Here is a 14,210-nt window from a genome sequence, read left to right on the forward strand (position 1 = left end):
GACAGGTATTTATAGAGTAACGTTAGCGAGAATGCTTGTTAGCACTCCAGTACTGCTGCTTATACTGGCCCGTGCTTATCTGTATAAAGAAAATGGGGGTTCACAATTGAAGAGGGCAAGTATTGTGCGTGAAAAAAAATATTATGAATTAGTTGAACAATTAAAAGACCGAACACAAGACGTAACATTTTCGGCTACAAAAGCACTAAGTCTTCTTATGCTGTTCAGCAGGTATTTGGTCAATTACACCAATGTCGAATCAGTAAATGACATCAATGAAGAATGTGCCAAACATTATTTTAATTACTTAATGAAAAACCATAAGCGATTAGGAATCAATCTGACAGATATAAAGAGGTCGATGCATCTGATCAGCGGGTTATTGGATGTGGATGTAAACCATTATTTAAAGGATTTTTCACTATCGAATGTCACGCTGTGGATGACGCAAGAGAGATAAACCCTCCTGAGGATATCCAAGCCATTTAATATTTGATAGAATATGAGTAACATGTTTGGCTTGAGGCGGTGAAAGATAGTGTCTGTTCAATGGGGAATTGAACTGTTAAAAAGTGCGGGCCTGTTCTTCTTACACCCGCTTTTCTGGTTTTTTATCATCATAAGCCTGGCTTTCGGCTATGTAAGAATCAAACGGGAACGGAAAACCTTTCATACAAGAATAGCAGATATTTATGATGATCTGAAATTTACTTATACAAAGGGACTGATCCCTGGTCTCCTTTTGTCAGTTGTTTTAGGCGTACTGGGAATCTCGATTCCTCTCGGTTTACTTGCGATTATTGCCGTTATCACTGCAGCGGCAGCGCTCACTCTTCGCGCAAACTGGATGTCTGCTGCGTATATCGTCAGCGTGAGTATGCTGATAGGTTTTGGACTGCAAATGTATCAGGCGGAGCCTTTTCTTGAGAGATTTCCGCAAGGATTTGCAGTCGTTTGGCCGGCTATGGCTGTGTTTTTAGGCTTGCTGATTATCATTGAAGGAGCGGTTGCTTATCGCTCTGCACATGTGAGAACATCACCGGCACTTGTCGTAAGCAGCCGCGGTTTGCCGATCGGACAGCAGCTGGCAAACCGGGTATGGCTTTTGCCGCTGTTCCTTCTCGTACCCGGTAACGGATTAGAATCGCACCTCAGCTGGTGGCCTGTCTTTACTGTTCCCGGCGGGTCATTCCATTTTCTGTGGATTCCTTACTTTGTCGGATTCGGGCAAAGAGTGCAGGGGTCGCTCCCTGAAACGAGCATAAGGATCACAGCGAAACGCGTTTGTATTCTCGGCCTTGCCGTCACAGTTCTCGGTGCAGCGAGCTTACTGTGGACGCCGCTTGCGGGTGCAGCCGTCTGTGTGGCTGTTTTAGGACGTATTTTTCTGTCCATTAAGCAAAGGGTGAATGATAACGCGGCTCCGTTTTATTTCTCAAAACGTGATCAGGGCTTAATGGTGCTTGGGATTATACCAAACACACCGGCTGAGGATCTGGAATTGAAAATCGGGGAAATTATTACGAAAGTCAATGGTATACCCGTGAAGAATGTTTCTGATTTTTATGAAGCGCTTCAACATAACCGTGCATATGTGAAGCTTGAAATTATCGGTTTGAATGGGGAAATTCGTTTTGATCAGCGGGCTTCTTATGAGGGAGAACATCATGAATTAGGTATCCTTTTCGTAAAGGATGACCATGAAGACAAAGCACCCGCTCTGTCCGGATCATAAAAAAACAGCCCGGCACCGCAAGAAGATGTGGTGCCGGGCTGTTTTGTGTTATGCTGAGTTTTTTTCCATCCGTGCCGTTTCATCAGATTTGATGCCTAATGAAACAAAAACGCCAATGATGGATACAGCAAAGAGAATCATAAATAGGGTGTGATATCCCGAAATCAGGCCGATTAAGGCTGAGGAGATGATGCTTCCGAAATAACGGAAGGTCGAGAAAATCCCGGACGCCACTCCTGACATGCCGGGGTCTACTGTGGCAAGGGATGACACCTGCATGCTGGTCAGACCGACTCCGGACGCAAGCCCGCCCAGGATAAGAGAGACCATAAGGAACGAGACGGAATGTGAGCTGCTTAATAGCAAAAATAATAGATTTGCTCCAGCCATCATGGCAAATGAAAGAAAAATGATTTTTTTTGCTCCCCATTTGTGATGGAGTTGGGCACCGACCCAGTTACTGGCTGACATGAAGATTGAAAATACAGAGAGCGCCATGCCGCTGTTAGACGTATTAAGCCCAAATTGGTTTGTCATGAATAACGGCATGATTAATAAGACGGCATACATCATCAGATTGCTTAATAAGACTGATAGATTGGCATTTGTAAAGGTTGAGCTTTTAAACAGTGTAAAATCAATGATCGGGTGCTGTGTACGCTTTTCTCTTCTGAAAAAAAGCGGGACAAAAAGAAGTATCAATACACTGTATACTGGATAGCCCCATGAAGCCTCATTTTTCGTCAGCAGGATAATCGAAACGATGCTGCCTGCAAGCAAGACAGAGCCGATAATATCCAGAGGCGCGTCAGATTTATTTTCTTTATATTGAGGGAACATGGTTAATGCCGTAAATAAAGCAATGGCGAGAAATGGGATGTTGACCCAAAAAATCGAATGCCAGCTGAAGCTGTCAATCAGTATAGAGCCGATAAAAGGCCCGAGTGCTGCCCCAAGTCCTGCCCCAAGTCCGAAAAATCCAAACACTTTTGGAAGGCGTTTTTCAGAAACAACGTGACGGATAATGGCAATGCTGTTTGGCGTAAGCAGTGCGCCGCCGACAGCCTGCAATGCCCGAAAGACAATCAACAGCAACAGGCTCGGTGAGAGTGCGCAGCCTAAGGACGCGACTAAAAAAAGGCCGACGCCCCATAAGTACATTGTTTTATTGCCGTACATGTCACCGAGTTTTCCAGCAATCGGCTGTGTGACTGCCATCACGATTAAATAAACGGTAACCACCCAAGTGATGCTGGCAATGGACTCGTTATACGTATGGGATATAGATGAGAGCGCGACCGCGATCATCGTTGAGTTAATGGGAACCAGGATGGCCCCTAATAATAGCGAGACGATCAGCGCCCATTCTTTTCTTGAACTCATTGGGATCCTCCTTTTTGTTATGCCAAGGAGTTCATCAAGAAATTCCTTTGACAAATAGAGCTGTGCTATGCTCCAGCATTTTTTCCTGGGGCATTGAAATCACCCGGTCTCCTAAATGGAGACGGTGAATAAAATAACCGAAAATAATCGACATGAACACGTCGGCATGCTCCGCTTCATCACCTGTCTGAATAACCCCTTTTTCACCCATTTTTTTGAGATAATCAACCAATAGCTGTTTCATAGACTGGGGATATTCTGTTACGTGGTTGATGACATCCTGAAAGAGAGCCGGTTCACGAAAGCTGATTTTAATGAGATCTTTTCTTTGTTCGAGCTCCTCCAAGAGACAGGTTCCAATATGGAGCAGGTCTTTGTACAAATCGCCTTCAGTTTGTTCCAAAATGCTGCTTCTGTTTGGAGAATGCTGAGAAAGCAAAGCCTCGACTAGTCCCTGTTTGTTTTTAAAATTCCTGAAAATCGTCGCTTCACTTACATTTGCTTTTTCTGCGATTTCTTTTGTCGTCGTTGCGCGATATCCTTTTTTCACGAGCAGCTGCATGGCAGCGTCAAGGATTCTCTTGTTTGTCGGTCTCAATACGTTTCACCTCACGAATATACTGGCAGGACAAGTATACACCTGCCCCGCTTGTATAAGAAAGAGGGGGCACGCATCAGGTTCGGCTGACGACTGTGATTTTGCCGCTGCTTCCGTCGACAGTGATGATGTCTCCGTCTTGTAGTCTTTCTGTTGCTGTACGTGTCCCGAGAACGGCGGGAATGCCGTATTCGCGAGCAATGATCGCAGCGTGAGACAAAATGCCGCCTGTATCTGTAATAATCGCTTTGGCATCTTGAAACAGGCTGGTCCACAGCGGTGTGGTCATTTTGCAAACGAGCACTTCCCCAGATTCGAATTGAGAAAATTCACTGGCGTCCCGAATGATTTTCACCGGACCTGTTGCAATGCCGCTTGATGCCGCAATGCCAAAAATATGATTCTCCGTGTTTTTTTCATCCTCTATCACAGCGCCGACAATGTCTTCAGCAGCTTTTAGCTGTTCTTTTGTCGGAGTGCCGAGATAGGCAGGAGCTTGAGCAAGTTCATACTCGTGAAAGGTCAGTCTGCGTTTTTTAGCCTTTTCTTGCAAGGATACAGGGTGAAGAAGCGCATTTTCTACTTCATCATCATATAAGAACCAAAGGTCTTCCCGATCTTGAATGACACCGTTTTCCGCCAGCAATTCCCCTACCTTCAGCAAAAAGACTCTCGCCTTGGCATCCAGCATGGCGTCAATATAAAAGTGGTGATCATCCTTTATATTTGCAGAGTTCAGCGTCCACTGATAATAACGGTCAAATTCTTTACGCAAATCGGGGTCTTCTATGTTTTCTAAGAATTCATTGTATAATTTCTCTCGTTTTTCTTTTGTTTTCTGAAATTCATTGTCAAAATGATAGCCATTGCGGACATAATTTTGAATATTGGCCAGGGCAAAATACGGATTCTCTGCCCAAATCTGTTCAATCAGATCATGGCTTTTTACAGATCTCCACCCGTATTCCTGTAAAAATCCATGGATGTTCTTCAGGAATTGTTTTCCATCATCTGTTTGTTCCAATTTTTCCTGCAGCTGTTCCGGCTTGGTGTTCTCAAAAATGGACAGCAGATTCGGGTTTTCCTGAACTTTAACGGAAAATAGCCACAGGTGGCGGTCTGTTTCCAGTGATTTGTTCATTTTTCCTGTCAGCATCTCGTAAAAATGAGCGTTTTCGGATTCTCCTTGAATATGTTGATACATTGCTTGCAGTTTGTTTGTTAGAAGAACTTGCGGAAAAACGATATTGAAGTGCTCCTCATAAGCTGTGAGATAAAAGGCCTTCAGTTTTTGAAAAGCATCCAGTGCGCTTTCTGCGGTATGCTCAGTTTGGGCGAGCTGGTCAAGCGTTCGGTAAAATGGGAGGTATGTGTCATTGATGATGTCATACATACGCTCCGATAATATCGGAAAAAGCTCTTTGCCTAAGTCTTCAGTCGGAGGCTGTTGTCCGCCTTGGCTTTTGGAATAAACATGTCCGCGATAAAGTTTTACTTCTTCAACAACTACACCAATCGGGAACTTTTGCATGCTCTTCTTCAAGCCGTATTCCAGTGCCGGTACAATGAACGAAGAAAATAACGGACTCACCGGACCTTCAATATTTGACTCCATGTTGAGCCAGAAATCATTCATGTCAACGTCTGTCATCATGAAGCTGCGTTCTTCTTCTGCCGCTTTTTTGTCCTGTTCAATGGTTGTAATCGGGCGGGCCTGCAGAAGGTATACTTGATGATCAGCGATTCCGAATTCTATATCGACTGGATATCCGTACAGGTCTTCGGTTTTTTTCGTGATTTCAGTCAGTTCAATCACTTGTTCATCTGCAAGGCAAAAACGGCTGCGCATATCTTCACTCGTTTCTTTTTCTGTGATTCCTTCTGCTGCAGACTCCATGTAGATTTCCTTTGCACCTATTTCTTTCTGAATCTCAAACGAAGACTTATTGACTATAAATGTGTCTGGGGTGACACTTCCTGAAACGACAGCTTCCCCCAAACCATAGCTGGCGCTGATTAATAGCTCTCTATCATCATGGGTAACAGGATTGCGGCTGAAAATAACACCTGACACTTCTGAATCGATCAGCCCCTGAACGACAACTCCCATTAACGGCTCTGTGATTTGGTTATTCATTTTTTTCTTATAGCTGCTGACTCGGCCTGAGAAAAATGAAGCCCAGCATTCTTTCACTTTAGCTAGAAATTCTTCCTCTGTTTTAATATTTAAGTAGGTTTCATATTGACCCGCGAATGAAGCGCCTTCTAAATCTTCCGAGGCAGATGAAGAACGCACGGCAACGGATCGGTATGATTCTCTCAGCTTGTAAAAGGAACTTGTCAGCTCATGTTTCAGTTCCTCAGAAAATGCTCCGGCGATGATCCTGCTTTCGATGTTTTCGCTAGTCTCATGAAGCTGGTTATCCTCCATAAAACGGGTGAGCGCATTCGTTTGAATAATGAATCCGTCGGGGACAGGAAGACCGTGTTTGGTCAGTTTAATCAAGTTCATGCCTTTTGCTCCAGCAAGCTGGCTGGATTCTTCTGCATGGCGAAATATTATAGAGTACATATTTGAAACCCCTCTTTCCTTCATTTTGTTTTTCTCTCTAGTCTTTTATGACGGAGCCTGTGTTCGGAAAAAATGATAGTGAACACTATCACTCAATTGTAGGTTTTCAGGAAAATGCTGTCAAACGCAGAAAGCCCTAAATAAAATGAATAGTTAAGTTAGTTAGATTATCATGAAAATGCGGCTTAACTGGTGCAGTATACCTATTTTTCTTTTATTCTCGGAATCTGGCAGCGGACTTGAATATGCAGATGAGGTTCATAACTTCATAAAAAAGTGCCGCTGATTGGGACAGTGGCAAAATGAAATAAGTGAAATAGAGTTGCTTGTTGTGCTGTTATCGGCACCAAAGTGCAAATAGGTGATTGATTTTAGGTGAAAAAGGGTATGGTGTAGATAGAGGGAACGATTGCACGATTGTCCGATTCTTCATTTTTTACTATAATCAGATCAGATGAAGAATCCCTGAGGAGGGTTTTTGTTGATTACAAAAGCCGTTTTTGCATTGTTTTTCCCTTTTATGCTCGTTGTTCTTTTTACAAGAGTCACCTTTAATCATTATGTGGCGATCGCTCTAACAGCTGCATTGCTGTTTGCCTCTTATTTAAAAGGCTATACAGAAGCGTATTTTATTGTAGGATTGGATGTTGTGTCTCTTGTGGCTGGCGGACTGTATATGGCTAAAAAAGCTGCTGAGAAAAAAGAAGAATAAATCGGACATAATGAATATAAAGACTGAATTCCTGCTTTTACGTTTTAAAAGCAGGTTTTTTATACACGAAAACAGCTGGAAATAAAAAACCACCGAACTTTAGTTCGTATTTTTAGTGATTTTACATTCCATTGTGTTACTATATCTATAGGAAGATTTCGTTAAAGAAACGGAGGCTTATTTTTGTGAAAGATCGCTTTGAGTTAGTCTCGAAATATCAGCCCCAAGGAGATCAGCCGAAAGCCATTGAAAAACTTGTAAAAGGAATTCAGGAGGGCAAGAAGCATCAGACTCTGCTGGGTGCGACAGGAACGGGGAAAACATTTACGGTGTCCAATTTGATTAAAGAAGTCAATAAGCCGACGCTCGTGATTGCCCATAACAAAACCCTTGCCGGACAGCTTTACAGTGAGTTCAAGGAATTTTTTCCGAACAATGCTGTCGAGTATTTTGTCAGCTACTATGATTATTATCAGCCGGAGGCGTATGTGCCTCAAACGGATACGTTTATAGAGAAAGACGCTAGTATTAATGATGAAATTGATAAATTGAGACACTCCGCTACATCGTCTCTGTTTGAGCGGAGAGATGTCATTATTATTGCGAGTGTGTCTTGTATATACGGCCTCGGTTCCCCTGAAGAATACAGGGAAATGGTCGTGTCACTGCGGACGGAAATGGAAATAGAGCGCAACGAGCTGCTCAGAAAACTTGTAGACATCCAATATGCCCGCAACGATATCGACTTTCAGCGCGGTACATTTCGTGTGCGCGGGGATGTAGTGGAAATCTTTCCGGCATCTCGTGATGAACACTGTATCAGAGTTGAGTTTTTCGGTGACGAAATCGAACGAATTCGGGAAGTAGATGCGCTGACAGGAGAAATTCTCGGCGACCGTGACCATGTTGCGATTTTCCCGGCCTCCCACTTCGTCACGCGGGCCGAGAAAATGGAAAAAGCGATTCAAAATATCGAGAAGGAGCTTGAGGAGCAGCTGAAAGTCATGCATGAAAACGGCAAGCTGCTTGAAGCGCAGCGTTTAGAGCAGAGGACAAGGTATGATCTTGAAATGATGCGGGAAATGGGATTCTGCTCTGGCATTGAGAACTATTCAAGACATTTGACGCTTCGGCCTCCAGGTTCAACGCCGTATACGCTTCTTGATTATTTCCCTGACGATTTTATGATCGTAGTGGATGAGTCACATGTTACAATTCCTCAGGTGCGCGGCATGTTTAACGGAGACCAGGCGCGAAAACAGGTGCTCGTGGATCACGGTTTCCGTCTTCCGTCAGCGCTTGATAACCGTCCGCTTCGTTTTGAAGAATTTGAAAAGCATATGCACAATATCGTGTATGTATCAGCGACGCCAGGGCCGTACGAGATTGAGCATACAGATGAAATGGTCGAACAGATCATTCGTCCGACGGGGCTTCTTGACCCGCTTATCGATGTGCGTCCCATCGAAGGCCAGATTGACGACTTGATCGGCGAAATTCAAGCAAGAATCGAGCGGGATGAACGGGTGCTTGTGACAACCTTGACGAAGAAGATGTCAGAGGATCTGACCGATTATTTAAAGGAAATTGGCATTAAAGTAAACTATCTGCATTCTGAGATTAAGACGCTTGAACGGATTGAAATTATCCGCGACCTGCGCCTTGGCAAGTACGATGTGCTTGTCGGCATCAACCTGCTGAGGGAAGGGCTCGACATTCCTGAAGTATCTCTCGTTGCGATTTTGGATGCGGATAAGGAAGGCTTCCTTCGCTCTGAACGTTCGCTGATCCAGACCATCGGACGTGCCGCAAGGAACTCTGAAGGCCGCGTCATTATGTATGCAGATAAAATGACGAAATCTATGGAAATTGCAATTAATGAAACAAAACGCCGCCGCGAGCAGCAGGAGCGGTTTAACGAAGAGCACGGCATTACGCCGAAAACGATAAATAAAGAAATTCGCGATGTTATTCGTGCCACAGTAGCAGCTGAGGATAAAGCGGAATACAAAACAAAAGCCGCGCCGAAGCTGTCGAAAATGACGAAGAAAGAACGCCAGAAAGTCGTTGAACAGATGGAGCACGAAATGAAGGAAGCCGCCAAGGCGCTTGACTTTGAAAGAGCCGCGGAGCTTCGCGATTTACTTTTAGAGCTAAAAGCGGAAGGATGATGAACAAATGGCTATGGATCGGATAGAGGTGAAGGGAGCCAGGGCGCATAACCTGAAAAATATCGATGTAACAATTCCAAGAGATCAGCTTGTCGTTGTTACGGGTTTGTCCGGATCAGGGAAATCCTCTCTAGCCTTTGACACCATATATGCAGAAGGACAGAGACGGTATGTCGAGTCGCTGTCTGCCTATGCCCGCCAGTTTTTAGGGCAAATGGATAAGCCGGATGTTGATGCAATTGAGGGGCTGTCTCCCGCCATCAGCATCGATCAGAAAACAACGAGCCGCAATCCGAGATCTACTGTCGGTACGGTTACTGAGATTTATGATTATCTGCGTCTTTTGTATGCGAGAGTAGGGAAGCCTCATTGCCCGGAGCACGGAATTGAGATTACATCGCAGACCATTGAGCAAATGGTGGACAGGATTTTGGAATACCCGGAACGGACAAAGCTTCAGGTTCTGGCCCCGATTGTCTCAGGCCGAAAAGGCGCTCATGTCAAAGTGCTTGACCAGATCAGAAAACAAGGCTATGTCAGAGTCAGAATTGACGGCGAAATGGCTGAGCTTTCTGATGATATTGAATTAGAAAAGAATAAGAAGCATTCCATTGAGGTTGTCATTGACCGGATTGTGGTGAAAGAAGGCGTGGCCGCCCGTCTGTCAGATTCATTGGAAACGGCGCTTCGCTTAGGTGAAGGACGGGTCATGATTGATGTCATCGGTGAGGAGGAGTTGATGTTCAGTGAGCATCATGCCTGCCCGCACTGCGGATTTTCAATCGGCGAGCTTGAGCCGCGGCTGTTTTCATTCAACAGCCCATTCGGAGCGTGTCCGACGTGTGACGGTCTCGGAATGAAGCTTGAAGTGGATGCGGATCTCGTCATCCCCAATCAAGATTTGTCATTGAAGGAGAATGCGATCGCCCCTTGGACACCGATCAGCTCACAATATTATCCGCAGTTGCTTAATGCGGTCTGCACCCACTACGGGATTGATATGGACGTGCCGGTAAAAGATCTGCCGAAGCATCAGTTGGATAAAGTGCTGTACGGCAGCGGCGACGACCTGATTTATTTTCGATATGAAAATGATTTTGGACAAATACGTGAAGGCGAAATTCAATTTGAAGGCGTATTGCGGAACATTGAAAGACGCTATAAGGAGACAGGCTCTGATTTCATCCGTGAGCAAATGGAGCAGTATATGTCTCAGAAGGCTTGTCCGACATGCAAAGGCTATCGGTTAAAGAAAGAGGCGCTTGCCGTATTGATTGACGACCGCCACATCGGCAAAATTACCGAGCTGTCTGTAGCCGACGCACTTGCTTTCTTCAAAGGTCTTACCCTTTCTGAGAAGGATATGCAGATTGCCAATTTGATCTTGCGCGAAATTGTGGAGCGTTTAAGCTTTCTGGACAAAGTCGGCCTTGATTACCTGACACTGAGCAGGGCAGCAGGAACATTGTCCGGGGGAGAGGCGCAGCGTATCCGGCTGGCGACACAAATCGGTTCGCGCTTATCCGGTGTCCTTTATATTTTAGACGAGCCGTCTATCGGCCTGCATCAGCGTGATAACGACCGCTTGATCAGCGCTCTGAAAAATATGAGAGACCTCGGGAACACGCTGATTGTTGTCGAACACGATGAGGATACGATGATGGCAGCCGATTATTTAATAGATATTGGACCGGGGGCCGGCATTCACGGCGGACAGGTGACGTCTGCGGGTACGCCGGAAGAAGTGATGGAAGATCCAAATTCATTAACGGGCAGCTATTTATCAGGGAAAAAGTTCATCCCATTGCCTCCTGAAAGAAGAAAGCCGGACGGGCGCTACATTGAAATTAAAGGCGCTTCAGAAAACAATCTGAAAAAGGCAAATGCCAAGTTCCCGCTTGGAACGTTCACAGCGGTTACAGGGGTTTCCGGATCCGGAAAGAGTACCCTCGTCAATGAAATTTTGCATAAGGCGCTGGCGCAAAAGCTTCATAAAGCGAAAGCGAAGCCCGGCAGCCATAAAGAGATTAAAGGCTTGGATCACCTAGACAAAGTCATTGACATTGATCAGGCGCCAATCGGAAGAACGCCGAGATCCAATCCTGCGACATACACCGGTGTGTTTGATGACATTCGTGATGTATTCGCGCAGACAAATGAAGCGAAGGTCCGCGGCTATAAAAAAGGCCGTTTCAGCTTTAACGTGAAGGGCGGGCGATGTGAAGCCTGCCGCGGAGATGGGATTATTAAAATTGAAATGCACTTCCTTCCTGACGTGTATGTTCCGTGCGAGGTGTGTCACGGCAAACGCTACAACCGTGAAACGCTTGAAGTGACGTACAAAGGAAAAAGCATCTCTGATGTGCTTGATATGACGGTTGAAGATGCTCTTTATTTCTTTGAAAATATCCCGAAAATCAAGCGTAAGCTCCAAACTCTTTATGATGTTGGCTTAGGTTATATTACGCTCGGCCAGCCAGCGACAACCTTGTCGGGAGGAGAAGCGCAGCGTGTGAAGCTCGCATCGGAGCTCCACAAACGCTCAACCGGACGTACGCTCTACATTTTAGATGAGCCGACGACAGGTTTGCACGTCGACGACATTGCCAGACTCCTTGTCGTGCTTCAGCGTTTGGTTGACAATGGAGATACAGTACTCGTCATTGAGCACAATCTTGATATCATTAAGACGGCGGATTACATTGTCGATCTAGGACCGGAAGGCGGAGCCGGAGGCGGAACCATTGTCGCGTCAGGAACGCCTGAGGAAATCACTGAAGTGGAAGAATCGTATACAGGCCGTTATTTGAAGCCTGTTATGGAGCGTGACAAAAAACGCATGACATCGCTCTTGGAAGCGAAAGAAACGGCAACATCTTAAAACCCTCTTTTCAGAGGGATCAGCTTGTCAGCAAGTCCATCTTCGGCTTAGCAGGCAAGCTTTTCTTTATTTCATAACGGGAAAAGATAATAATTGTGTGATCGTTCAGTTTTTTAGCGGGTAAAATTCCTTTAGAAAAACATCTAAACATTTACATAGTGCTGTCGATATATAAATTGAAAGGCGGATGAAGTTTTCCATATTAAGCAAAAAAGCCCTTTTAAGGGATTTGAAGCTATCCTTAATCAATAACCGGATCTACATAAGTTAAAAGCTTTACTGGAATCTCATACGCCAGAAATCAAAGAAAAGGAAGTCTTTGATTTCAAAAACAAATACACATGGAGGTATTTTACACATGAGAATTAACCACAATATCGCTGCACTTAACACACTTAACCGCTTAGGTTCAAACAACGGTGCAGCACAAAAGAACATGGAGAAACTTTCTTCTGGTCTTCGTATCAACCGTGCGGGAGATGACGCAGCAGGTTTGGCGATCTCTGAAAAAATGAGAGGACAAATCAGAGGTTTAGAAATGGCTTCTAAAAACTCTCAGGACGGAATCTCTCTTATCCAAACAGCTGAGGGTGCATTGACTGAAACTCATGCGATCCTTCAACGTATGCGTGAACTTACTGTTCAAGCAGGAAACACAGGTACACAGCAAGCAGAAGATCTTGGTGCAATTAAAGATGAAATGGATGCACTTATTGAAGAAATTGACGGCATTTCAAACCGTACTGAATTCAACGGCAAAAAGTTATTAGATGGAACTGAAACTGATGGTTTCACTTTCCAAATTGGAGCAAATGCTGGCCAACAGCTTACAGTCAACATTGACAGCATGTCAGCAACTGCTTTAGGAGTAAACACTCTTGATGTAACAGACTTTGCTAATACTCCTTTTGATACTCAACTTGAAAGTATTGATACTGCAATCAATAATGTATCTACTCAACGTGCTAAACTTGGTGCGGTACAAAACCGTCTAGAACACACTATCAACAACTTAGGCGCATCTGGTGAAAACTTGACAGCTGCTGAGTCTCGTATTCGTGACGTTGACATGGCTAAAGAGATGAGCGAGTTCACAAAGAACAACATTCTTTCTCAAGCTTCTCAAGCGATGCTTGCTCAAGCGAACCAACAGCCACAAAACGTACTTCAATTATTACGTTAATTTCTGAATGGCTATCTTTCTTTCTGGTAGTCACAGCTTGCCGACAGAGTCCATTAGTTGGATATGCCGGCAGGCTTTTTTTGTTACAATCATTATGTGATGGCGGGGAATCACTTGTTTTTTTAAAACAAAAAAGGCGAGATATTGTCATCTAACCTTTAGCTTTGCTTCAGTTATAATGAATGCAACTTTTTCCGCAATTACAAAGTCTTCTTATACAGCTGCTTGCTTACACTCATTAAATCTTGAACGATATGCGTGTTGCTGCTGTCGAGCAGCACTTTTATATATTGGATATCGTGAGAGATTGGAAGAGATCCGTGAATCTGTTCAAGCTCAGCGATCATTTCACGATTCATTCTTTTTTGTTCACGAATCAGCTTTAAAACCGATTCTTGTGTTACTGTATAGTCACTGGGATCTTTCTCCATTGCTTGTCCAGCCTCCTTGATTGCCGTAAGCTTTTTACATATTGTAATCGGTACAGCCGAAAGATTCTACTTCTAAAACTTTTTAAAATCCAATTTCCGTAAATCGGAGCATGTCTAAAGAATGAATTTGAAACCTGAAGAGGTTTTAAACGTATGTATAAGTAAAACGTCCCTGACCTTTTGTCATGGACAATTCACAATAGGAGTGTGGAATGAATTGAACCGTAATCAAGCTATTATTGCATCACTTTGTTATTTCAGTGTGTTCATTGCGCCAATCATTGTGCCGATTGTCGCTTATTTTGTTGTAGATGAGAAAGAAACAAAACGGCATGCGATACGTTCTCTTGTTTCTCACATTGTTCCTTTTGCCGGCTGGCTTGTCCTTTTTATCTCTTTTCTGGGCGGAGCCATTGTGATTGATGGAGACAGCCTGCTGCCTGTATTTGTGATCATTGGGGGAGCGGTTATTTATTTCTTAGTTGTCATTGGCATTATGATTTGGAATGTGATTCAGGGCATTAAGGTGCTGCGTACAGCATAA

11 protein-coding genes are annotated in these 14,210 nt (G+C 44.3%); 7 read left to right on the forward strand and 4 right to left on the reverse strand.

The genetic code is table 11. The features are described from left to right. Nucleotides 1-106: 106 nt before the first annotated feature. Both swrA and minJ read left to right on the forward strand, forming a co-directional pair. Nucleotides 107-460 carry a swarming motility protein SwrAA gene (gene swrA, locus AC4CV5_RS03200; protein WP_015251121.1) on the forward strand — a complete coding sequence of 118 codons (354 nt, stop codon included), beginning with the start codon at nucleotides 107-109 and terminating at the stop codon, nucleotides 458-460. Nucleotides 461-538: 78 nt separating this feature from the next. Further along, nucleotides 539-1,735 carry a cell division topological determinant MinJ gene (gene minJ / locus AC4CV5_RS03205; RefSeq protein ID WP_490922070.1) on the forward strand — a complete coding sequence of 399 codons (1,197 nt, stop codon included), beginning with the start codon at nucleotides 539-541 and terminating at the stop codon, nucleotides 1,733-1,735. 48 nt (nucleotides 1,736-1,783) lie between these two features. On the opposite strand, the gene AC4CV5_RS03210 is transcribed toward minJ, so the two are convergent. The 3 genes from AC4CV5_RS03210 to AC4CV5_RS03220 form a co-directional block, all read right to left on the reverse strand. Continuing rightward, nucleotides 1,784-3,118: an MFS transporter gene (locus AC4CV5_RS03210; protein ID WP_166847775.1), complete on the reverse strand. Its 1,335-nt coding sequence runs from the start codon at nucleotides 3,116-3,118 to the stop codon at nucleotides 1,784-1,786. Nucleotides 3,119-3,152: 34 nt separating this feature from the next. After that, nucleotides 3,153-3,716 carry a TetR/AcrR family transcriptional regulator gene (locus tag AC4CV5_RS03215; RefSeq protein ID WP_166847778.1) on the reverse strand — a complete coding sequence of 188 codons (564 nt, stop codon included), beginning with the start codon at nucleotides 3,714-3,716 and terminating at the stop codon, nucleotides 3,153-3,155. Nucleotides 3,717-3,792: 76 nt separating this feature from the next. Then, a complete protein-coding gene (locus AC4CV5_RS03220) occupies nucleotides 3,793-6,288 on the reverse strand; it encodes a PEP/pyruvate-binding domain-containing protein (RefSeq protein ID WP_490922071.1) in 2,496 nt (831 codons plus the stop codon). A gap of 481 nt (nucleotides 6,289-6,769) precedes the next feature. On the opposite strand from AC4CV5_RS03220, the gene AC4CV5_RS03225 reads away from it, so the two are divergent. From AC4CV5_RS03225 to hag, 4 genes are all read left to right on the forward strand, one after another. Continuing rightward, complete coding sequence (locus tag AC4CV5_RS03225; protein WP_326127980.1) at nucleotides 6,770-7,000, forward strand: DUF2198 family protein; 231 nt, start codon at nucleotides 6,770-6,772, stop codon at nucleotides 6,998-7,000. A gap of 185 nt (nucleotides 7,001-7,185) precedes the next feature. After that, nucleotides 7,186-9,171 (forward strand): excinuclease ABC subunit UvrB, encoded by a 1,986-nt coding sequence (gene uvrB / locus AC4CV5_RS03230; RefSeq protein WP_326222216.1) that lies wholly within the window; start codon nucleotides 7,186-7,188, stop codon nucleotides 9,169-9,171. A gap of 7 nt (nucleotides 9,172-9,178) precedes the next feature. Beyond that, the gene (gene uvrA, locus AC4CV5_RS03235) at nucleotides 9,179-12,052 is read left to right on the forward strand and encodes an excinuclease ABC subunit UvrA (protein WP_490922072.1); all 2,874 of its coding nucleotides are present in this window, start codon (nucleotides 9,179-9,181) and stop codon (nucleotides 12,050-12,052) included. 358 nt (nucleotides 12,053-12,410) lie between these two features. Continuing rightward, complete coding sequence (hag, locus tag AC4CV5_RS03240; RefSeq protein ID WP_166847803.1) at nucleotides 12,411-13,235, forward strand: flagellin Hag; 825 nt, start codon at nucleotides 12,411-12,413, stop codon at nucleotides 13,233-13,235. Nucleotides 13,236-13,435: 200 nt separating this feature from the next. On the opposite strand, the gene AC4CV5_RS03245 is transcribed toward hag, so the two are convergent. Beyond that, nucleotides 13,436-13,666 (reverse strand): hypothetical protein, encoded by a 231-nt coding sequence (locus AC4CV5_RS03245; protein WP_166847806.1) that lies wholly within the window; start codon nucleotides 13,664-13,666, stop codon nucleotides 13,436-13,438. A gap of 217 nt (nucleotides 13,667-13,883) precedes the next feature. On the opposite strand from AC4CV5_RS03245, the gene AC4CV5_RS03250 reads away from it, so the two are divergent. Next, a complete protein-coding gene (locus AC4CV5_RS03250) occupies nucleotides 13,884-14,210 on the forward strand; it encodes a hypothetical protein (protein ID WP_166847809.1) in 327 nt (108 codons plus the stop codon).

The sequence above is a fragment of the Bacillus sp. NS1 genome, from assembly GCF_058248265.1.